At 58.9% G+C, this 19,916-nt stretch carries 19 protein-coding genes; 7 read left to right on the top strand and 12 right to left on the bottom strand.

The features are described 5' to 3' along the window. Positions 1-40: 40 nt before the first annotated feature. The 3 genes from ACR0M9_RS03480 to ACR0M9_RS03470 form a co-directional block, all read right to left on the bottom strand. Positions 41-340: an FtsB family cell division protein gene (locus tag ACR0M9_RS03480; protein WP_209503595.1), complete on the bottom strand. Its 300-nt coding sequence runs from the start codon at positions 338-340 to the stop codon at positions 41-43. A 141-nt stretch (positions 341-481) separates the two neighbouring features. Next, positions 482-826, bottom strand: coding sequence for a lysozyme inhibitor LprI family protein (locus tag ACR0M9_RS03475; protein ID WP_209503597.1), 345 nt, complete (start codon positions 824-826; stop codon positions 482-484). A 72-nt stretch (positions 827-898) separates the two neighbouring features. Then, positions 899-2,089 (bottom strand): phosphoglycerate kinase, encoded by a 1,191-nt coding sequence (locus ACR0M9_RS03470; protein ID WP_480558152.1) that lies wholly within the window; start codon positions 2,087-2,089, stop codon positions 899-901. 133 nt (positions 2,090-2,222) lie between these two features. On the opposite strand from ACR0M9_RS03470, the gene ACR0M9_RS03465 reads away from it, so the two are divergent. Further along, positions 2,223-2,729 carry a peptidylprolyl isomerase gene (locus ACR0M9_RS03465; RefSeq protein WP_209503601.1) on the top strand — a complete coding sequence of 169 codons (507 nt, stop codon included), beginning with the start codon at positions 2,223-2,225 and terminating at the stop codon, positions 2,727-2,729. After that, positions 2,722-3,279, top strand: coding sequence for a peptidylprolyl isomerase (locus tag ACR0M9_RS03460; RefSeq protein WP_209503603.1), 558 nt, complete (start codon positions 2,722-2,724; stop codon positions 3,277-3,279). The genes ACR0M9_RS03465 and ACR0M9_RS03460 overlap by 8 nt, the downstream gene beginning before the upstream one ends. Positions 3,280-3,320: 41 nt before the next feature. Here ACR0M9_RS03460 and ACR0M9_RS03455 read toward each other — a convergent pair whose 3' ends face one another. The 7 genes from ACR0M9_RS03455 to ACR0M9_RS03425 all read right to left on the bottom strand — a co-directional run bounded on the left by ACR0M9_RS03455 (position 3,321) and on the right by ACR0M9_RS03425 (position 9,358). Further along, on the bottom strand, positions 3,321-4,163 hold the full coding sequence (locus tag ACR0M9_RS03455) for an alpha/beta fold hydrolase (RefSeq protein WP_480538106.1): 843 nt from the start codon (positions 4,161-4,163) through the stop codon (positions 3,321-3,323). A 98-nt stretch (positions 4,164-4,261) separates the two neighbouring features. Continuing rightward, entirely contained in the window at positions 4,262-4,951 is a 690-nt protein-coding gene (aqpZ, locus tag ACR0M9_RS03450) for an aquaporin Z (protein WP_209503607.1), read from the bottom strand. Between the two features lie 102 nt (positions 4,952-5,053). Next, the gene (locus ACR0M9_RS03445) at positions 5,054-5,875 is read right to left on the bottom strand and encodes a M90 family metallopeptidase (RefSeq protein WP_480772847.1); all 822 of its coding nucleotides are present in this window, start codon (positions 5,873-5,875) and stop codon (positions 5,054-5,056) included. A 118-nt stretch (positions 5,876-5,993) separates the two neighbouring features. Further along, positions 5,994-6,494: a bactofilin family protein gene (locus ACR0M9_RS03440; RefSeq protein WP_209596778.1), complete on the bottom strand. Its 501-nt coding sequence runs from the start codon at positions 6,492-6,494 to the stop codon at positions 5,994-5,996. Then, positions 6,484-7,815: a DUF5930 domain-containing protein gene (locus ACR0M9_RS03435; RefSeq protein WP_480504766.1), complete on the bottom strand. Its 1,332-nt coding sequence runs from the start codon at positions 7,813-7,815 to the stop codon at positions 6,484-6,486. The genes ACR0M9_RS03440 and ACR0M9_RS03435 overlap by 11 nt, the downstream gene beginning before the upstream one ends. Before the next feature lie 173 nt (positions 7,816-7,988). Further along, a complete protein-coding gene (locus ACR0M9_RS03430) occupies positions 7,989-8,807 on the bottom strand; it encodes a ferritin-like domain-containing protein (RefSeq protein WP_480772950.1) in 819 nt (272 codons plus the stop codon). Positions 8,808-8,896: 89 nt separating this feature from the next. Next, a complete protein-coding gene (locus ACR0M9_RS03425) occupies positions 8,897-9,358 on the bottom strand; it encodes a peroxiredoxin (protein ID WP_480492993.1) in 462 nt (153 codons plus the stop codon). A 68-nt stretch (positions 9,359-9,426) separates the two neighbouring features. Here ACR0M9_RS03425 and ACR0M9_RS03420 point away from each other — a divergent pair, with 68 nt between their 5' ends. From ACR0M9_RS03420 to ACR0M9_RS03405, 4 genes are all read left to right on the top strand, one after another. Then, positions 9,427-12,813, top strand: a complete 3,387-nt coding sequence (locus ACR0M9_RS03420; RefSeq protein ID WP_480772846.1) for a YhdP family protein — start codon at positions 9,427-9,429, stop codon at positions 12,811-12,813. Positions 12,814-12,855: 42 nt separating this feature from the next. Beyond that, complete coding sequence (queA, locus tag ACR0M9_RS03415; RefSeq protein ID WP_480772845.1) at positions 12,856-13,905, top strand: tRNA preQ1(34) S-adenosylmethionine ribosyltransferase-isomerase QueA; 1,050 nt, start codon at positions 12,856-12,858, stop codon at positions 13,903-13,905. A gap of 108 nt (positions 13,906-14,013) precedes the next feature. Next, positions 14,014-15,291 (top strand): MFS transporter, encoded by a 1,278-nt coding sequence (locus tag ACR0M9_RS03410; protein ID WP_480504774.1) that lies wholly within the window; start codon positions 14,014-14,016, stop codon positions 15,289-15,291. 109 nt (positions 15,292-15,400) lie between these two features. Further along, on the top strand, positions 15,401-15,976 hold the full coding sequence (locus tag ACR0M9_RS03405) for a DUF924 family protein (RefSeq protein ID WP_267364025.1): 576 nt from the start codon (positions 15,401-15,403) through the stop codon (positions 15,974-15,976). 38 nt (positions 15,977-16,014) lie between these two features. On the opposite strand, the gene ACR0M9_RS03400 is transcribed toward ACR0M9_RS03405, so the two are convergent. Next, a complete protein-coding gene (locus tag ACR0M9_RS03400; RefSeq protein ID WP_480772844.1) occupies positions 16,015-16,449 on the bottom strand; it encodes a hypothetical protein in 435 nt (144 codons plus the stop codon). Positions 16,450-16,664: 215 nt separating this feature from the next. On the opposite strand from ACR0M9_RS03400, the gene lpdA reads away from it, so the two are divergent. Further along, positions 16,665-18,059 carry a dihydrolipoyl dehydrogenase gene (gene lpdA / locus ACR0M9_RS03395; RefSeq protein ID WP_480517424.1) on the top strand — a complete coding sequence of 465 codons (1,395 nt, stop codon included), beginning with the start codon at positions 16,665-16,667 and terminating at the stop codon, positions 18,057-18,059. 153 nt (positions 18,060-18,212) lie between these two features. On the opposite strand, the gene ACR0M9_RS03390 is transcribed toward lpdA, so the two are convergent. Further along, positions 18,213-19,598 (bottom strand): M20/M25/M40 family metallo-hydrolase, encoded by a 1,386-nt coding sequence (locus ACR0M9_RS03390; protein ID WP_480473343.1) that lies wholly within the window; start codon positions 19,596-19,598, stop codon positions 18,213-18,215. Between the last annotated feature and the right edge of the window lie 318 nt (positions 19,599-19,916).

Below are 19,916 nucleotides of genomic sequence, written 5' to 3'. Positions count from 1 at the left end.
ACGCCGGGCCTGAGTTGCCTTTTCTGAATAGGGTACTTGATCAGCGGATCACGATTTCGTCCGACCGGATCATGCCCAGAACCGAGCGCGCCTGCTGGTCCAGCAGGTCCAGATCCAGATAGGTGTCGGACAGACGCCGTGTCAGGTTTTCCATCTCGGCGATTTCGACATTCAGTTTTTCCAGACTGCGTGACAGAGCGTCCCGTTCCGCCGCAATTTCGACCCGCCGGAACAGGCCGTAATCCCCTTGAACAGCGGCAAAGGTGAAATACACACCCAGCATGAAAGCCACCGAGAAGAAGAGAACTGCACCCAAACCGGGCCGATGGGAACGGGACACTCTGTTTACCGCCGTATGAAAACTTGCCTCAATAACGGGCTCTTTCCGAGCCTCTGATCGCACTATGTCACAGGCGATTCGGGTTGTGAATCCCCTGATTCGGTTTTTTCATCAGTATTTCGTGTGCGTCCCGGTTAAAGCTCAGCGCCAGGACTGAAGCTGCTGATTTCTTGCGACCGTCTGCTCTTTCATACAGGTCCAGTAGAACATGGGCGCAGCGCTGCCGCCGCCGGATAGTTCCTTGTCGCAGGTGGCGTCCCGCGCCTTTAGCCACGCACGTTGTTCCGCCAGAAGGGCATCGCCGTTGCCACGTGCATCAGCGACCGGCTTGATCTGTTTCCACAACCGGTTGAGGTCGCGGTCAACGGCTTCCCATTGTTCCTTGGCACAGAAATTTGCATCAAGCTGTGTCTGGCCACCGCAACTGGATTGTGCTGTTGCAGGCCACGGCATTGCGAGAAGGATGAGCAGGTATAATGACCTCATGGTATAATCCCCCATTCAAATAGGGGATAATACCATGAACCCTGACAAGCGGCCAAATGCGGTCAGCGTCACTTATTGTTCCAGCGCAGCGACACCGGGCAGGGTTTTGCCTTCCATCCATTCAAGGAACGCACCGCCTGCGGTCGAGATATAGGTGAAATCCTTGGCCGCCCCCGACGCGTTCAGCGCCGCAACCGTGTCACCGCCACCTGCGACCGAAATCAGCTGACCCGACCGGCTGAGGGCCGCGGCTTTCAGGGCCGCGGCATTGGTGGCCGCGTCGAACGGCTCCAGTTCGAACGCGCCCAGCGGGCCGTTCCAGATCAGGGTCTGGCTTTTGTCGAAAATCGCGGTAATCGCGGCGACGCTTTCAGGGCCCGCGTCCAGGATCATGCCATCCTCGGGGCACTGGTCGGCTGGCAGAACCTTGTGGGGTGCGTTGGCTTCGAATTTCTCGGCCACTACAATGTCACGCGGCAGGACGATCTGGCAGCCCGAGCTTTCGGCTTTGGCCAGAATTTCGGCTGCGGTGTCCTTCATTGCGGTTTCAGCCAGTGATTTGCCAACGCTGATGCCTTGGGCGACAAGGAATGTGTTCGCCATGCCACCACCGATCACCAGGTAATCGACCTTGTCGATCAGATTGCCCAGCAGTTCCAGCTTGGTCGAGACCTTGGCGCCGCCGACAACCGCCGTTACCGGGCGCTTGGGCGCACCCAGCGCGCTTTCCAGCGCCTGCAACTCGGCCTGCATCAGACGGCCCGCACAGGCGGGCAGCAGACGGGCGATGGCCTCGGTCGAGCTGTGGGCGCGGTGCGCGGCTGAAAACGCATCGTTGCAATAGACATCGCCCAGCTTGGCCATGCCAGCGGCCAGATCGGCGTCGTTCTTGGTTTCGGCCGCGTGAAAGCGCGTGTTTTCGAGCAGCAGGACCTGACCGGGTTGCAAGGCTCCGGCGGCCAGTTCCGCCTCGGCCCCGACGCAATCGGCAGCAAACAGAACCTTGGCGCCAAAAGCGCTTTCCAAAGTCGGGACCAGTTGTTTCAGTGACAGGCTTTCACGCCGTTCGCCACCGGGACGGCCAAAATGAGCCAGAAGGATCGGTTTGCCGCCAGCGGCCAGAATATCGCGCACCGAGGGGACGATCCTTTGAATGCGGGTGGCGTCGGTCACAACACCGTCAACCACGGGCACGTTGATGTCCACACGCACCAGCACGCGTTTGCCGTTCAGGTCCATATCGTCCAGTGTTTTCCAGCCCATTGTGCGATCCTTGTCGTTGGCAACCGATTTAGGCGGTTCTTTTCCTGCATTTTGCCCTCAGGTCAATGCGTCACTTGGCATTCGCACGCGTGCGTCATAGGTATTTGCGCAAGATAAACGACAGGAGGGCCTCATGGCCGAGATCAAAGACCCCGAAAACACAATCATCATCGAGCTGAAAGGCGGCAATGTCGTCATCGAGCTGCTGCCGGATGTAGCGCCTTTGCACAGTGCGCGGATGAAGGAACTGGCCCGTGGCGGTGAATATGACAACGTGGCGTTTCACCGTGTGATCGACGGTTTCATGGCGCAAACCGGCGACGTGCAGCATGGTGATATGGAAGACGGGTTCAACCTGCGCATGGCGGGCACCGGCGGTTCGTCGCTGCCGAATGTTCCGGCAGAATTTTCCAAGCTGCCCCATGATCGCGGCACGCTGGGCGCGGCGCGCTCGCAGAACCCGGATTCGGCCAATTCGCAGTTCTTCATCAACTTCAAGGACAATCACTTCCTGAACGGTCAGTACACGGTCTATGGCCGGGTCATCGACGGTATGGAGCATGTGGACGCCATCGTACGCGGTGAGCCGCCTGCAAGCCCAGACCGCATGATCAGCGTCAAGGTGGCCGCAGATGCATAAACTGGCTGCGGCTTTTGCCTTGCTGGCAAGCCCGGCGCTGGCCAGCGGTTTGCAGATCGAGGTCGAAGGGGAAGGGGCCAATGGCACAATCTCGATCGACCTGTTCGAAGATGTGGCACCCCAGCATGTGGAACAGATCACCGCTCTGGCCGCTGACGGTCAGTATGACGGCGTCGTGTTTCATCGCGTAATCGATGGCTTCATGGCGCAAACCGGCGACGTGCAATACGGCAACTCGGGCGCGGACGGCTTCGACATGCGCTATGCCGGGCGCGGCGGGTCGGATCGCGCGGATTTGCCTGCCGAGTTCTCGGACGTGAGTTTTGACAGGGGTGTTGTCGGCATGGCCCGGTCAAGCGATCCGGATTCGGCCAATTCGCAGTTCTTCATCATGTTCGCCCCCGGCCCGTTTCTGGACGGCCAGTATACCGTGGTTGGTCAGGTGACCGACGGTATGGATGTGGTCGACGCGATCAAGCGGGGCGAAGGCCAGAACGGTGCGATCATCGGTGCACCGGATGTGATGAAAAAAGTTACCGTTACCGAATAAGATGATTTAGCCCGGCTCAAACGCCGGGCTTTTTCTTTGGCCTATTGGTCGATGAAATCGCGGATGGCACGGGTATAGGCACCGGGATCCTGAAAAGATGCAAAGTGGCTGACATCATCCAGAACAAGCAACTTGGCGCCCGGAATCGCGTCAGCAATTGCTTGTGAATGCGCCATCAGAATGGCCTCGTCATGTGCGCTTTGAACCACCAGTGTCGGGACGGTGATCGATGACAGCGCCTCAAGCCCACCGGGTTTTTCGGTGCCCCACATGGCGGCAACGCCACCAAGGAATGCCTCGAACCCGTCAGGAGTCGGGGACTTGGCCGCATAATCTTGGGCCATCATGCCCACATAAGTGCCAAACACCTCGTTGGTTTCCACCGAAGGATCGATCCCGTCCAGCGTGACATTGCCTGCATGGGCAAAGTGACTGGCCAGCCGATCCGGGTTGGTGGTCGAGATTGAATACCCGATATTTGCCCCGTCGGACCAGCCGACCAAGTGCACCTGATCGACCCCCAGATGATCCAGCAGCGCCAGATAATCCTGCGACAACAACGCGTAGGAATAGGGGCTGCCATCGTTGGTGGACCGTCCGTGCCCGCGCGTATCCGCCACGATTACCCTGTGGTCCTGGGACAGGTCGGCAACCTGCGCGGCCCAGACATCGCCATGGGCAAGCCCACCGTGGATCATCAGAACCGGGGTGCCGCCCGCATCGCCATACGTGGCGTAATACATGTCGATGCCGTTGATCTCTGCCGTGCCCGCTTCGGTGGCGGCGGGCATCTGGGGGGCTTGCGGGATGCTCAGCCATTTGTCTTCGGCCCAGCCTGCCGTCGCGACGCAGCTTAGAAAAAATGCTGTGGTTAATGTCTTCATTGTATCCTCCCGTTGAACCAAAGGCCGTAACCAAGCCAGGTTAAGCGGAAGGATACCGTGTTTTTCAATAAACGGGATAATTACCTTTCCCGCGCGGATCAGTCATCCGAGGACATTGCTTTCCAGATCAAGGCACCGATTGCGCCGCCAATCAGGGGGGCTACCCAGAACAGCCAGAGCTGAGCCAGTGCAGGGCCGTCGGCAAACAGGGCAACGCCGGTTGAGCGCGCCGGGTTGACGGAGGTATTCGTCACCGGGATTGAGATCAGGTGGATCAGGGTCAGCGCCAGACCGATGGCAATCGGAGCGAACCCTGCGGGTGCCTTGTCCGACGTCGCGCCCAGAATGATCAGAATGAAGAAAGCGGTCATCACGATTTCGATGATCAAAGCCGACATCAACGAATATCCCTGTGGTGAGGCCTCACCATACCCGTTTGACGCGAACCCACCGACACCAGCGAAATCGGGTGCCCCGCTGACGATCAGGTACAGAACCACTGCGGCGGCAATTGCGCCAATGACCTGTGCAACCCAATAAGGCAGAAGGTCTTTGGCCGGAAACCGTCCTCCAATCATCAGGCCCAAACTGACGGCCGGGTTGAAATGCCCGCCCGAGATTGGGCCGACCGTGTAAGCCATCGTCAAAACGGTAAGGCCAAAGGCAAAGGAAACACCAAGCCAACCGATGCCGACATCTGCCACACCAGCCGCCAGAACGGCACTGCCGCAGCCCCCCAGAACCAACCAGAACGTGCCGAAGAACTCGGCAAGTAGTTTCGATGACATAGAAAATCCTCCGCCCAATAATGAGGTTAACCGTAATTCAAGAATTAGCTTATGTTAAATTGTTGCGAACGGGGAATTTTTTTCGACGCTTCCTCAATCGGGTCAGAACGGACCGCTGTGCCATTGAGCGGGATCAAGATGAAAAAGCTTTGACAGCTGTTCATAGATTGCCGGGTCAGAGGATTTCAGTGCATGTGGACGTTCAAAGAACACTTCGACCGAAACGGCAAAGAACTCTTCGTGACCTTCCGCGCCGTAGGGATCGATCACTGTAGGTTTTCCGTTTTCCACGGCAAGAACATGTGTCTTGTAACCGTTCAGAAAGGCGGTTTCCCATTCGCCAAAGCTTTGTCCATTGCTGAGCACGGGAACACCATTGGTTGCGCCCGAGAGGTCATCAAGCTGGTGCGCGAACTCGTGAAAGACGACGTTCCGGCCATCGTGATCATTCAGGGCTCCGCGCTGGCTGTGGGCCCAGGACAGGATCACGGGGCCGCGGTTCCAGCTTTCCCCGCTGCGGATGATTTCCTGTTCGGTGACGACATAGCCACTGTGGCGACGCTGTTTTGACTTGAAGGCACCGGGGTAAACCAGAATGGTCGTCAGGTTGTCATACCACTGGTCCGTATTCACCACGAGCAGACAGGTTTGCGCGGCAATCGACACCTGCATGTCTTCGGTGACGTCCAGCCCGTTGCAGCCGACGAAATCGACCTGATCAAGAAACAGGTTGATCTTTCCTTCCAGCGCCCCGCGCAGGTCTTTGGGCAGTTTCCGGATTATCGGCACCTGAGCGTTCACAATATCGCGCTGGTGCCGGGACAGCGACGTGGCCAGCAAGGTCAGGCGGGTTTGTCGTTTCGACCAGAAGTGAAAGGCGGCAGCGCCAGCGATCAGCGCGACAACCGTCAGAAAAAGCAACATGGATCGACTGTAGCGTGATCAGTTAGGGACGAAAACGGGAAACCCGGATCAACCGGGCACGCAAAAGAAAAGACGCCACGGGTTTCCCCACGGCGTCCTGACAAGAAATGCAGTCTGCTTACTGCTTGACTTCTGCCGCCGGGTTCGATCCGGCTTTGGCGCTGCGGCCGGGGTTCAGGGGGTCGTCCTGACGCTGAACCGAGCCTTCGAAATGCGCGCCGCTTTCAATGGCGATGGTCTTGTGGATGATGTCACCTTCGACACGGGCGGTCGAGGTCAGGCGAACCTTGAGACCACGCACGCGGCCAACGATGCGACCGTTGATCACAACGTCATCTGCGGTGACTTCGCCCTTGATCGTTGCCGATTCACCAATGGTCAGCAGATGGGCGCGAATGTCGCCTTCGACGGTGCCTTCCACCTGAATGTCACCGCTGGTCTTGATGTTGCCGGTGATGTGCAGATCCGAGGACAGGACCGAGGCCGGCGGCTTGGGCTTGGGTGCCATTGCAGGTTTCGCGTCAGCCGGAGCAGGGGCCGCTGGGGTCGCCGGAGCGGCAGGTTTGGCCGCCTCAGGTGCTTTGGGTGCGGGCTCGTTGATTTTGCTTTTAGAAAACATTTTTCGCAGCCTTGATGTAAGTCATTGGGTTTACGGGATTTCCGTTCACGCGCACCTCATAGTGCAGATGCGTGCCGGTGGACCGTCCGGTGCTACCCATATCAGCAATATGATCCCCGCGCGAGACCCTTTGGCCGACCTTTACGTTGATCTTGGTGTTATGAGCATAAAGTGTCTCAATTCCGAACGCGTGCTTGATCTTCACAAGGCGTCCGAAGCCTGATTGCCAGCCGGCATGCGTGACCACACCATCAGCGGTCGCGAATATATCGGTGCCTTGCGGTCCCGCAAAATCGACACCGTTATGCTGCCGACGACCACCGGACTTGGGGTCACGCCGGTTGCCGTAGCCACTGGTGAAACGCACGGCAGAATGTACGGGATTGGCGAAGGGGGCCTTTTCCGCAGCAATCCGGTACAGGTTCAGCTGATCCATCTGGCGCAGCAACGTGTTTGCGCGGACTTCTTCGGGCGAAAGCTCGTCTTCTTCGCCGCGTGTGCTAAGGGATAAAGGGGTCAGCGGACCGCCCATACCGCTATATCCGCGCCGGACCTCTTCGATGATGCGATCTGTCGGCATTCCGGCCTCTCGGAACATCTTGTCCAGAGGTTCGACCGAGATGACCATCGCCTCTTCCAACTGGCGGAAAATCTCGTCGCTGCGTTCCTGCATCAGACGGATTTCCAGTTCCAGGTCGTCCCGCTGTTCCAACGCGTCCTGCGCGTTGGTGGCGATCAGGTCGCGTTCTTTGGCGGTTCGCGCCAAGGCGTCCGTCATAAAGGCCATCTGCACCGGGGCGCTGGAAACCGCGGCATACATATCGGATCCGCTGGTGTCCTGTTTCAATTGGGCCAGCTCTGAGCGCGCCTCCTCGCGCTGTTTCATCGTGGCGCGCAATGTCGTCTGGATGACTTCAATACCTGTCTCAAGCTCGCGGCGACGGTTTTCCGAGGCCAGCAGTTCCGACTGCATCGCGGAAATCTGGTCCAGCGCGGCATTGAATCGGTCCTGAGCGGCCAGTGCCTCATGCGCGCGGGAATCGCGTTCTGCCGACAGGGTGTTCAGGCGTTCCTGATAGATGGCCTGATCGCGCTTTGCCTGTTCCCGGAAATTCCCGGCCCCGATGCTGTCCATCAACAGTATGGCTGTCGCAACAGCTGTCCATCCGACCATGACGGCAACGCCGGCCACTGCGACGACCTGAGTTTCCGAACTGAGCCGGATAAATTTTGTGTCTGTGTCGGATTTCAGAAAGACCCGGCGTTCCGGGAAATGCCTCTCAAGCAGTGAGTGCAGTTTTATTGCCAGACGTGTTCGCACGCGCCCTACCTTTCATCCCCAAGATCGGAACCGGTCGTGAGTGCCTGCCGTCCCTTGCGCCGATTGCATAAAGCGGCAGGGGCGTTCGGGCAAGTTTGTTGACCAATCAGTTGCAAATGGCGCTGATATCCCGCAAAGATCGGCGAGATTTTGCCGAAAATGACGCAGAAGTGTCAGTTCGAGAGGTCTCCGGGTGCGGGCATGTCTTCGGTCAGGGGCCAGTAGAAATCGGGGGGCAACCCGGCTTCGGCCCGTTTTTCTTCGTTGAAGGGGGGCTTGAGAACACCGTGGAAGTACCGCCGGACCAGCGCGTGAAACACATCCTTGGGGTCGGCGTTTTCGCGGCCACACAGGAAGTGGAACCATTTTGAGCCGTAAGCGACGTGGCCGACCTCTTCGGCATAGATTACCTCGAGCGCGGCGATGGCCTGCGCGGCCTTGGCCTTGCGGAATATCTCGATCATGCCGGGAGTGACATCCAGCCCACGCGCCTCAAGCACCATGGGTACAACGGCCAGCCGCCCCATCAGATCTTCGGCTGTATCTTCGGCGGCGCGCCACATGCCAGCATGGGCGGGCAGGGCACCATAATGGCTGCCCATCTGTTCCAGACAATCGCAGACCATCTCGAAATGGCGCGATTCTTCTTCGGCGCATTTCACCCAGTCATCATAGAACCCGATGGGCATGGGTACATGGCCAAAGCGCGCGATGATGTCCCAGTGCAGATCGACGGCGTTCAGCTCGATATGGGCAACCGCGTGTAGCAGGGCAATGCGCCCGGCCTCGGTACCCGGTTTCCGTTTGGGTACCTCACGCGGAGACAACAGCGCGGGCTTGTCCGGGCGCGCGGGGGACAGGGGCGGTGATGCGGTGCCGATCTCGATCGGCTCACCCTCGGCCTTGCGGGAAGCAAACCACGCGGCGGCATGGGCTTTGGACAGGGCGGTTTTGGCCCGCCCGTCCGCTGTTGTCAGAACCTCTGTCGCCATCTGTGTCAGTGTTTTGGGCACCGGGTTGCTCCGCCTTTGGCATGTCAGCGCGGGTGATAGACCGGATGGCGCGGCAGGTCGAGGGGGGCTTAGAGCGCCTTCACCGCTTCCAGCACCTCATCCACATGGTCGGGCACCTTGACCTTGCGCCAGACCTTGGCAATGCGTCCCTCGCTATCAATGACAAAGGTCGATCGCTCGATCCCCATCGATTTCCGGCCATACATGTTCTTTTCAACCCATACGCCATAGTCCTCGCAGACGGTCGAGCCTTCGTCCGACAAGAGCGGAGTGGTCAGCCCGTGTTTGGCGACAAACTTGTCATGCTTGGCGACGCTGTCCCGCGAAATGCCGAAAACGTGAGCCCCTGCCTCGGTAAACGCCTGAAGCTGCTCTGAGAAACCGATGGATTCCTTGGTGCAGCCCGGCGTATCATCACGGGGATAGAAGAACAAAACCACGGTGCCACCGCGCAACGCCGAAAGCGTCACCTCGCCACCGCCGTCGCGCGGCAAAGTGAAGTCGGGGGCGATGTCTGAAACGTCGGGCATTGGAAACTCCGCTAAAGGTTTTTAAAGGCTGCCCTTCATCATAGGGCAACGCGTGCGGGTTGGAAGGCGTGGATAGCAAATTGAAGCAGCACGAAGACGACGAAGCAAAGCCGGGCAAGCCTGTGCGCCGTCGGTCGCGCCGCCGCACCGCTGGTCTGTGGGCCATGCGTGGGGCCATCGTGCTGGTGCTTCTGGCGATGTTCACCGGTTTCATGGTCGTGGGGCAGAGGATGCACGCACCTGTGTGGCTGCGCGACAGGGTCGAAGCCCGGCTGGAACGGGCGCTGGGCGGGCTGCAAATCCGGTTTGGAGACGTCAGTTTCATCATCCACGAAGGCTGGCGCCCCCGTCTGCGGCTGACCGATGTTGCCATCAGTGACGCCGCAGGCCAGCAGATTGCGCAGGTATCCGATATGCGCGCCAGCCTGGCCATGCGTCCCTTGCTGCGCGGTCAGGTCCGGCCCAAGCGCATCATTCTGAGCGGCGCGCAGATCGCCATGACCCGCGATCAGGACGGGGCGCTGACCCTGACCGTGGGATCGGGCAGCGCGCCGGTGCAGGAAGCGCCGGACCTTGCACAGCTGATCGAGGGATCGGACGAGGTGTTTCAGTCTCCGCTCCTGTCGGCGCTGACCTCGGTCGAACTTGATGCGATTACGCTGGATTACCGCGACCTGCGGCAGGGGCGGTCGTGGGTTCTGGACGGTGGGCATATTCAGGCGAACCGCAGTGACAACGAAGTGCGGCTTGCGACCGGGTTTTCGGTTCTGGCCGGGCGTGACTATGTCAGCAGTATCGAGGCCAACTATACCAGCGTGCTGGGCACGCCTGCCGCCAGCTTTGGCATCTCGGTCACCGATCTTCCGGCCGAAGACATAGCAGGCCAAAGCCCGGCCCTTGCCTGGTTGCAGGTTCTACGCGCACCGATTTCAGGGGCTTTGCGGGGCAGTGTCGATGAGAACGGGGCCACAGGAACCGTGTTCGCAACCCTCAATCTGGGGGCCGGGGCGGTGCAGCCCAACCCGGAAACGCGCCCGGTTCCTTTCGAATCTGCTCGCACGTATTTCACCTATGACCCGAAAGCCCAGATGCTGGACTTCAATGAGGTGTCGGTGGTGTCGGCCTGGGGCGAGGTTCAGGCCGATGGTAAGGCGTTTCTGCAAGGGGCTGAGGATGGTGTGCTGGACAGTCTGGAGACGCAGTTGCGCTTGTCCGGGATCAATGTGAACCCGGCGAACCTGTTCCCAGAGCCGATTCAGCTGTCGCGCGCCAGCGTGGATTTCAAGATGGCGTTCAACCCGTTCCAGCTGCGCCTTGGCCAGATGACCATCGAGGATCCGGGCCACACCGTGCGCGCCTTCGGGGTATTGCACGGGCGTCCCGATGGCTGGGCTGTGGCGCTGGATGCCCATCTGGATCAGATGAGCTCGGACAATGTTCTGAGTTACTGGCCCGAGCGTCTGGCGCCGAAGCCGCGGGAATGGGTGACGGAAAACCTCTATCAGGGGGTTCTGTCAGACATGGATTTCGCCCTGCGTCTGGAGCCCGGTTCCAAACCGGATCTGTATCTTGATTTCGGGTTCGATCAGGCCAAGGTCCGCTTTGCCAAGACCCTGCCGCCGATCGAGAATGCACAGGGGCAGGCCAGTCTGATCGACAGCCGGTTTACGGTCACTGCGCAGCACGGGGTGGTGATCGCCGATGACGGGGGGAGTGTGGATGCCGCGGGGACGTCCTTCATCATACCTGACACGGATATCAAGAAATCCGCACCCGGCATCGCGCGTATTCAGGCAAAGGGCAGCGTGACCTCTGCGTTGTCGCTGCTGGACCGACCGCCGCTGGAATTGCTGAGCAAGGCCGGGTTGCCCGTTGACGTTGCCACAGGCACGGTTGCGTTGACCGGAACGCTGTCCCTGCCGTTGATAAAAGAGTTGAAGTTTCAGGATACCGAATTTCACTTCAACGGAACGCTGGCCAATCTGTCCAGTGACCGTCTGGTGCCGGGATTTTCCGTAAGTGCCCCGATGCTGGATATTTCCGGCAATCAGTCGGGTGTTCAGATTCAGGGACTGGGTCAGTTCGGCGATGTACCGCTAGAGGCGCTTTGGCAGCAACCCATTGACGGCGAAACCGAACAGCGCAGCACCTTGACCGGCCAGATCGAACTGTCCCCGCGTCTGATGGATGAGATCAGGGCCGGTCTGCCGCCGGGGATGCTGACGGGCAAAGGAACTGCCGATATTACACTGGGCCTGGGCGCTGGGGTACCTCCGAAACTGTCTGTTGTTTCGGACCTTCAGGGCGTGGCACTTGCCATCCCCGAACTTGGCTGGCGCAAGGCAGCGAACACCACGGGATCGCTGACTGCGGACGCGACGTTGGGCGCGCAGCTGAAGGTGGACGACCTGCGGATCGATGCAGCGGGACTGCGCACAACCGCATCCATTTCCTTTCACGAAAACGGTGAATATGACCGCGTCCATTTCAGCTCGTTCGATCTGGGGGACTGGCTGGCGGTTCCGGCGGAACTGATCGGGCGGGGGGCTGCTGTCCCGGATATCCGCGTCTTAGGCGGTGTGCTGAACATGGGGCGTGCAAACTTCGGGGAAAGCAGCGGAGGATCGGGTGGCGGCGGGGCCCCCGGGCCGAATCTGGACGTGGCACTGGACCGTCTTAAGGTCACCGAAACTGTCGCGCTGACAGGTTTCCGGGGGGCGTTCCAGACAACCGGTGGCGTAAATGGCACTTTCACAGCGCGGGTGAACGGCGGAGCGGCTGTTGCCGGTCAAGTGACCCCGCGGGGAAATCGAAGCGCCGTTGACCTGACGTCGAAAGACGCGGGGGCCGTTTTGCGATCAGCCGGGGTTCTGACGCAGGCGCGCGGCGGTGATCTGGACCTCAAGCTTGAACCGGTGGCTGCGCCCGGCAGTTACGACGTGATCCTGAAAATCGTAAATACGCGGATCACCGATGCCCCGGCCATGGCCGCGATCCTGAACGCGATCAGCCTTGTTGGTCTGCTGGACGAGATGGCCGGGCAGGGGATCTTCTTTTCGGCGATTGACAGCCGCATGAGGATATCGCCCACTGACATCAAAGTGCTGAGTGGCAGCGCTGTTGGCCCGTCAATGGGGCTTTCGTTTGATGGCACAATCGACACCGTGAACAGCCTGCTGAACCTGCGGGGGGCGATTTCACCGATTTACCTTCTAAATGCCGTTGGCAGCGTATTTACCCGCAAGGGTGAAGGCGTCTTTGGGTTCAATTACACGCTCACCGGGCCGATATCCTCGCCCAAAGTCGCGGTGAACCCTCTGTCCGGTCTGGCGCCCCTTTTTCTGCGTGATCTCTTGCGTCAGCCTGCGCCAACGGTCTCGGACGGCCCCAATGCTGCGCCGGTGGAACCTGACGAGCCGAAACCGACTTTTGGCTCTCCTCCCAGTGACCGCTGAGGGGATATGGCCGAATCTTTTGTGGGGTTGTAAGGCGCGGTCATGAAGCTCAGCGATTTTGATTTCGACCTGCCCGACGACCTGATTGCAACGCGGCCTGCCTGCCCGCGATCCTCTGCGCGCCTGCTTGTGGCGCAGGGGGGTGGTACAGTGGACAGCCACGTGTTCGATCTGCCCGATTTCCTGCGTCCGGGTGACCGGCTGGTGTTGAACGACACACGCGTTATCCCGGCGCGCCTGAACGGGCGGCGCCACAGGGACAGCGCGCAAGGCCCGGTTTCCGCCGGGATCGAGGCCACTCTGCTGGACCCACAGGCCGATGGCACTTGGTCTGCGCTCATCAAGCCGCTGAAGAAAGTGAAGCCGGGGGAAGAGATTGTATTTTCCGCCGATCTGAGCGCGACGCTGGATCGGGTGGAAGACGGGCAGGCCATTTTGCGCTTCAATCTCAGCGGTCAGGATTTCGACAAGGCGCTGGATCAGGCCGGTGTAATGCCGTTGCCGCCCTATATCGCCGCCAAACGTCCGGCGGACGAGCAGGACAAGATGGATTATCAGACCATCTGGGCCCGCAGGTCCGGTGCGGTGGCAGCGCCGACCGCCTCGTTGCATTTTGACGATGCCCTGATGCAGGCTTTGTCGGAACGGGGTGTCGCCGTCACACATGTGACCCTGCATGTTGGCGCCGGAACCTTCCTGCCGGTCAAGGTCGAGGATGTGACAACCCACAAGATGCATGCCGAATGGGGGCAGGTCAGCGCCGAGGCTGTTGCCGAGATACAGGCCACAAAAGCTGCGGGCGGGCGTGTCATCCCGGTGGGCACCACTGCCCTGCGCCTGATCGAAAGTGCTGCGCGTTCGGGCGCGATCGAACCGTGGGAAGGTGACACCGATATCTTCATCTATCCCGGTTTCCGGTTTCATGTGACCGATGCGCTGATGACAAACTTTCATCTGCCAAAATCCACGCTGCTGATGCTGGTTTCAGCGTTAATGGGTCAGGACCGGATGCGCGAGGTTTACACCCATGCCATCGCACAGAAATACCGGTTCTTTTCTTATGGCGATGCGTCGCTTTTGATCCCCGGATAGGCGCGCATACGGCATCACCGACAGGGAATGTCGTAGACAAGCGCGATGGAAGCGGTCTTTGATCGCAGAACAAAACTCAAACAAGGTTGGCACCTATCGGAGGCCCAAATGATTCAGGTTCTGTCCAGCGCATGGGCATTGTTGCTCGGCATGGGGTTGCTGATGGTCGGAAACGGCCTTCAGGGCACGATCCTGGGTGTTCGTGGACAGCTTGAGGGATTTTCGACCCTTGAGATGTCTTTTGTAATGTCAGCTTATTTCGTTGGTTTTCTGGGCGGTTCACGGCTTGCGCCCGAGATGATCCGGCGTGTTGGCCATGTGCGGGTCTTTGCGGCACTGGCGTCTTTCATTTCGGCCGTGATGATCATGTATCCGATGCTGGCAGACCCGATTGCCTGGGTTCTGGGGCGCGTGGTGATCGGGTTCTGTTTCTCGGGTGTTTACGTCACTGCGGAAAGCTGGCTCAACAACGCAGCCAATAATGAAAACCGCGGGCAGGCCCTGTCGCTTTACATGATCGTTCAGATGTTGGGTATCATCGGCGCGCAGGGCCTTTTCCTGTTGGGCGACCCGGCCGGGTACGAAACATTCGTGATCGCCTCGATCCTTGTTTCGGTTTCTTTCGCACCGATTTTGCTGTCGATCTCACCAACTCCGGCGTTCGATACCACCAAGCCGATGACGCTGCGGGAGTTGATGAAAAGCTCTCCGCTGGGGTGTGTCGGCATGTTCCTGCTGGGGGGCGTGTTCTCGGCGCAGTTTGGGATGTCGGCGGTTTATGGGGCTCAGGCCGGATTGTCCTTGGTTGAAATCTCGGCATTTGTGGCGGCGTTCTATGTTGGGGCAATTGTCCTGCAATACCCGCTGGGCTGGTTTTCCGACCGGATGGACAGGCGTTTCCTGATCCTGTTGGTTGCGGCAACCGGGGCTGTTGGCGCCGTCAGTGGTATGCTTTATGGCTTTTCCTTCGAAATCCTTCTGGCGTCTGCTTTTGTGATCGGCGGAATGACCAACCCTTTGTATTCATTGCTGATTGCGCACACCAACGATTTTCTGGAATACGAAGATATGGCCGCGGCATCCGGCGGCCTGATCTTTATCAACGGCCTTGGGGCAATTACCGGACCTGTTATCACAGGTTGGCTGATGGGGGATGCAGTGTTTGGCCCGCCGGGCTTTTTCCTGATCATCGCCGTGTTGCTTGTCGCGTTGGCCGCCTATTCGGTCTACCGGATGACCCAGCGTGCAGCCATTCCTGTTGATGAAACCAGCACCATGTCGACGCTTTATCCAACCGCATCGCCCGTTGCATTCGAGGTTGCACAGGAAGTTGCGATAGAGGCGGCAGAAGCCGAGTTCGAAGAGGGTTCGCGCGAAACCGCTTGAGACACGGAATTATGTCGTTTGTGTTGCAATATGTTACTGTAACAGTTCTGTAAAAGGGACTTAAATGACGTTACGTCTGGGGCGCGGGCAATTGACGGAGTTTAAGGCAATGGTAACGCCTGAAGAAGTATTGAGTTTTTGGTTAGATGAAGTTGGCCCTAAGGGTTGGTATCTTGAGGATGAGGCGCTGGATGCAGACATTCGGGCGCGGTTTCAGCCAACTTGGGAAGCGGCGGCAGCGGGCCGGTTTTCGCTCTGGTTGACTTACCCCAGCGGGGCGCTTGCCTATATCATCCTGACAGATCAGTTCCCGCGCAACATGTTCCGGGGGGAGGCGCGTGCCTTCTCGACCGATCGCGCGGCTTTGGCGGCAGCGAAATGTGCGGTCGACAAAGGCTGGGACAAAAAGATTGACGAACCGGCCAGACAGTTCTTTTACCTGCCCATGATGCACTCGGAAAACCTGTGTGATCAGGAACGCTGTGTGCGTCTGATCTGCCAAAACATGAGCAGTGACGCAAGCAACCTTCTGCACGCCAGAGCGCATCGCGAGGTGATCCGCAAGTTCGGTCGTTTCCCGTATCGGAACGCGGCGCTGTCCCGCAGCTCGACCCCGCATGAAACTGCCTATGTCGATATGGGCGGGTACGGCACGACCGTGCGCGAACTACAGGCAACGGGCTGAGCGCGAAGCCGCAACCGCGCTTTGGTCGCGGCTGCGCTTTATGACTCCGGTGTACATCCCCGCAATGCCAAAACGCGTTCTGCCGCGATATCGGCACCGGTTTGGATCGCCTGCGCAATCAGCACTTCTGGCGTGTCAGTAAGTTCCGAAATCCGCTCCTGAACCGTTTGCAGCTTCTGTTCTGCTGCATTCAGGCGCCCCAGCGTTGCCCGGAGGTTTTGCGCGGCTTGGCTGTCTGCCAACGTGTCTTGTTGTAAAAGTACCGTCAAATCAGTCCGCAACGCCGCAAGCTCGTCCCGAATGCCCTTTGCCTCATCCCGGAGGGGGGCCACGGCCTGAACCGTTTGCGAGACTTCAGCAGTGATGCTTTCGGCTTTCGACGCCAGTTTCCAGCCCAGAAACAGGCACAGCGCAACAAGTATCAATGTGGCGTTGAGCAGGGCAAGCAGCAGATCTTTCAGAGTTTTGGCCATGGTCAGCCCCTTGAATGGGTTGAGAAAAGAATAGGTCCGACCGGTGTCGGCGTTTCTTTTCTAGCCATTGCATGGCCCGGGGTATAGGCTGAAATCCGCAAGTTCAGGCATCGCTTACCCTGCGTCCTATTTGTCGCGGGAACGGTGTGTTGATGCGTTCCGAATAATAGTTTAATGGTAAACTAAATTTTCAACTCCTGCGCCGAGAGGAACACATGGCTGCACAATCCTATGATCTGATCGTAATCGGGGCTGGCCCCGGCGGCTATGTCGCTGCAATCCGCGCAGCCCAGCTGGGCCTGAAAACCGCAGTGGTCGAGCGCGAGCATTTGGGGGGGATCTGCCTGAACTGGGGCTGTATTCCGACCAAGGCGCTGTTGCGGTCGTCCGAAGTGTTCCATCTGATGGAGCGCGCCAAGGATTTCGGTCTGAAAGCCGAAAAGATCGGATATGATCTGGACGCGGTGGTCAAACGATCCCGTGGCGTGGCCGCGCAGCTGTCAGGAGGCATTGGCCATCTGCTGAAGAAGAACAAGGTTGCCGTTGTAATGGGGCAGGCCACGATCCCTGCAAAGGGCAAGGTCAGCGTCAAGACCGACAAAGGCACCGAGGAACTGACCGCCAAGAACATCATTCTCGCAACCGGGGCACGGGCGCGGGAACTGCCGGGCCTTGAAGCTGACGGCGATCTGGTCTGGACGTACAAGCACGCACTGCAACCGCCGCGGATGCCGAAAAAACTGCTCGTCATCGGGTCTGGTGCGATCGGCATCGAGTTTGCCAGCTTCTACAATACGCTGGGCGCAGACACCACAGTTGTCGAGGTGATGGACCGGGTGTTGCCGGTCGAAGACGCCGAAATCAGCGCATTGGCCAAGAAGGCGTTCACCAAACAGGGCATGACCATCATGGAAAAAGCCATGGTCAAGCAGCTGGACCGTGGCAAGGGGAAAGTGACCGCGCATATCGAGGTAAAGGGCAAGGTCGAGAAACAAGAGTTCGACACAGTGATCTCGGCTGTCGGGATCGTTGGCAATATCGAAAACCTTGGTCTGGAAGCTCTGGGCGTCAAGATCGACCGGACACATGTGGTTACGGACGAGTATTGCCGCACCGGCGTTGAGGGCCTTTATGCGATCGGTGACATCGCAGGCGCGCCCTGGCTTGCACATAAAGCAAGCCACGAGGGTGTCATGGTCGCGGACCTCATCGCGGGTCAACATGCGCACCCGGTCAAACCCGAAAGCATCGCGGGATGCACCTATTGCCAGCCTCAGGTTGCCTCGGTTGGATATACCGAAGCAAAGGCCAAAGAGCTGGGTTACGACATCAAAGTCGGCCGCTTTCCCTTTATCGGCAATGGCAAGGCCATAGCCTTGGGTGAGCCGGACGGGCTGATCAAAACCGTGTTTGATGCGAAAACAGGCGAGTTGCTGGGCGCCCACATGATCGGTGCCGAAGTTACCGAACTGATTCAGGGTTACGTGGTCGGTCGCCAGCTGGAGACAACGGAAGAAGACCTGATGAACACCGTCTTCCCGCACCCGACACTGTCAGAGATGATGCACGAAAGTGTGCTGGATGCCTATGGTCGCGTGATCCATATGTAAGATCGGCGTAGTTCCCCGTCAGGGTTGGGGGCTCTGCCCCCGCCGCGCGTGCCGCGCGCCTCCCCCGGGATATTTTAGGCCAGATGAAGCAGGGATCCTTTATTCATCTGGCTGCAAATATCCCGGAGCGCGAGGCAGAGCCTCGCATAAGACCTATTTGTTCAAAGCATCCAGAATGCGCGCCCATGACCGGATGCCCTTGTGGAAGCTTTTCACGTCATATTTCTCGTTCGGCGAATGGATGGCATCATCTTCGTTTGCATAGCCAACCAGCATCGAGTCGAGCCCCAGAACGGTGTTGAAATAGCCGACAACAGGGATTGATCCCCCCATTCCAGTGAACACTGCCTCGCGGTCCCATTCATCCGACAATGCGCCGCGCGCGGCTTCGAATTCGGGGCGGGTGATATTCATGACCGAAGCGGGAGACCCTTCCATATCGTTATCCCAGACCACTTTGGCGTCCGGGGATAGCTGATCCTCGACATGTTTGCGGATTTTGGCGCGCAGCGCGTCCGGGTCCATGTCACCAACAAGACGGCAGGTGATTTTGCAATGGGCCTTGGACGGAATAACGGTTTTGGAGCCCGCACCGTTATAACCACCCCACAGCCCGTTCACTTCGAGCGTTGGTCGTGCCCATTGTTGCTCCAAGGTGGAGTAACCCTTTTCGCCATGCGGCTGGGTGTAGCCGACCGAATTCAGATAATCCGCTTCGTCGAAGCCGCAATTCTGCCATTGGCGCAACTGGTCTTCGGGTACTTCATGCACGCCTTCGTAGAACCCGTCGACAGCGATCCGCCCGGTTTCGTCGTCATAAAAAGAGGTCACGATTTTCGACAGTTCGCGCAGCGGATTCAGGCCCGGGCCGCCATAGTGGCCGGAATGCAGGTCGATGCGCGGCCCCACAATGGTAAACTCGTCCTTCAGCATGCCCCTCAACTGCGCCGCAATCGACGGAACGCCGCGTGATACCATGGATGTATCGCAGACCAGCGCCAGATCCGCTTTGAGTTCGGCGGCATTTTCCTTGAGGAAAGGAACCAGTGAGGGCGAGCCTGATTCTTCTTCGCCCTCGAAAAAGAAAGTGATGCGGCAGGGCAAGGATCCGTGTACGGCCTTCCAGGCGCGGCAGGCTTCGACAAAAGTCATTAGCTGGCCTTTGTCGTCTGACGCTCCGCGTCCGCGGATGACCGGTCCGGTTTCGGTGTCCTCAATGGCGGGATCGAATGGATCCCGGTTCCACAGGTTCAACGGATCGACCGGCTGCACATCGTAGTGGCCATAAAACAGGAAATGCGGCGCAGTCGCGTCCTCACCCACGTGGCCAACAACCATCGGGTGGCCCGGTGTTTCCCGTTTCTCTGCCGCAATCCCGATGCTGTTCAGATCGGCGACCAGCCAGTCCGCGGCGCGGCTAACCTCGGCCTTGTATGCGGGGTCAGTCGAGATCGACGGGATGCGCAGCAGTTCCATCAGGCGGTCGATCGAGGTTTGCAGATCTTCGTCAATCCGGTTCAACACGGCGTCTAGCGACATGGGGGGCTCCTGCCTGTTTTTTGTTCCCGCGAACCCTAGCAGCGTTGTCGGCGCCGTCCAGAGTTGTTGACACGAATTGCGGCCCGGCGGTGTAAGCTTTGGGTAGGGAGGCGGGACCTGCGTCGTTTCCACGCGTTCGATGGCCGTAACTTTACTTGTCGGATGGGGTGCAAACTTATATTTGATGCAAATCAAAGTTGGGTTCACCTTTTCGGCTGTAACCAGCTGAATAAGGGAACACAAAGCCACCGAAACAGGGTAAGCTGTGGGAGGTGGCGAAAATATCGCCCAATGGGAAACCGGATACGGGCGTTCAAG

The organism is Ruegeria sp. CH2 (assembly GCF_056537065.1).
This window is presented reverse-complemented; position numbering and strand designations above follow the sequence as displayed.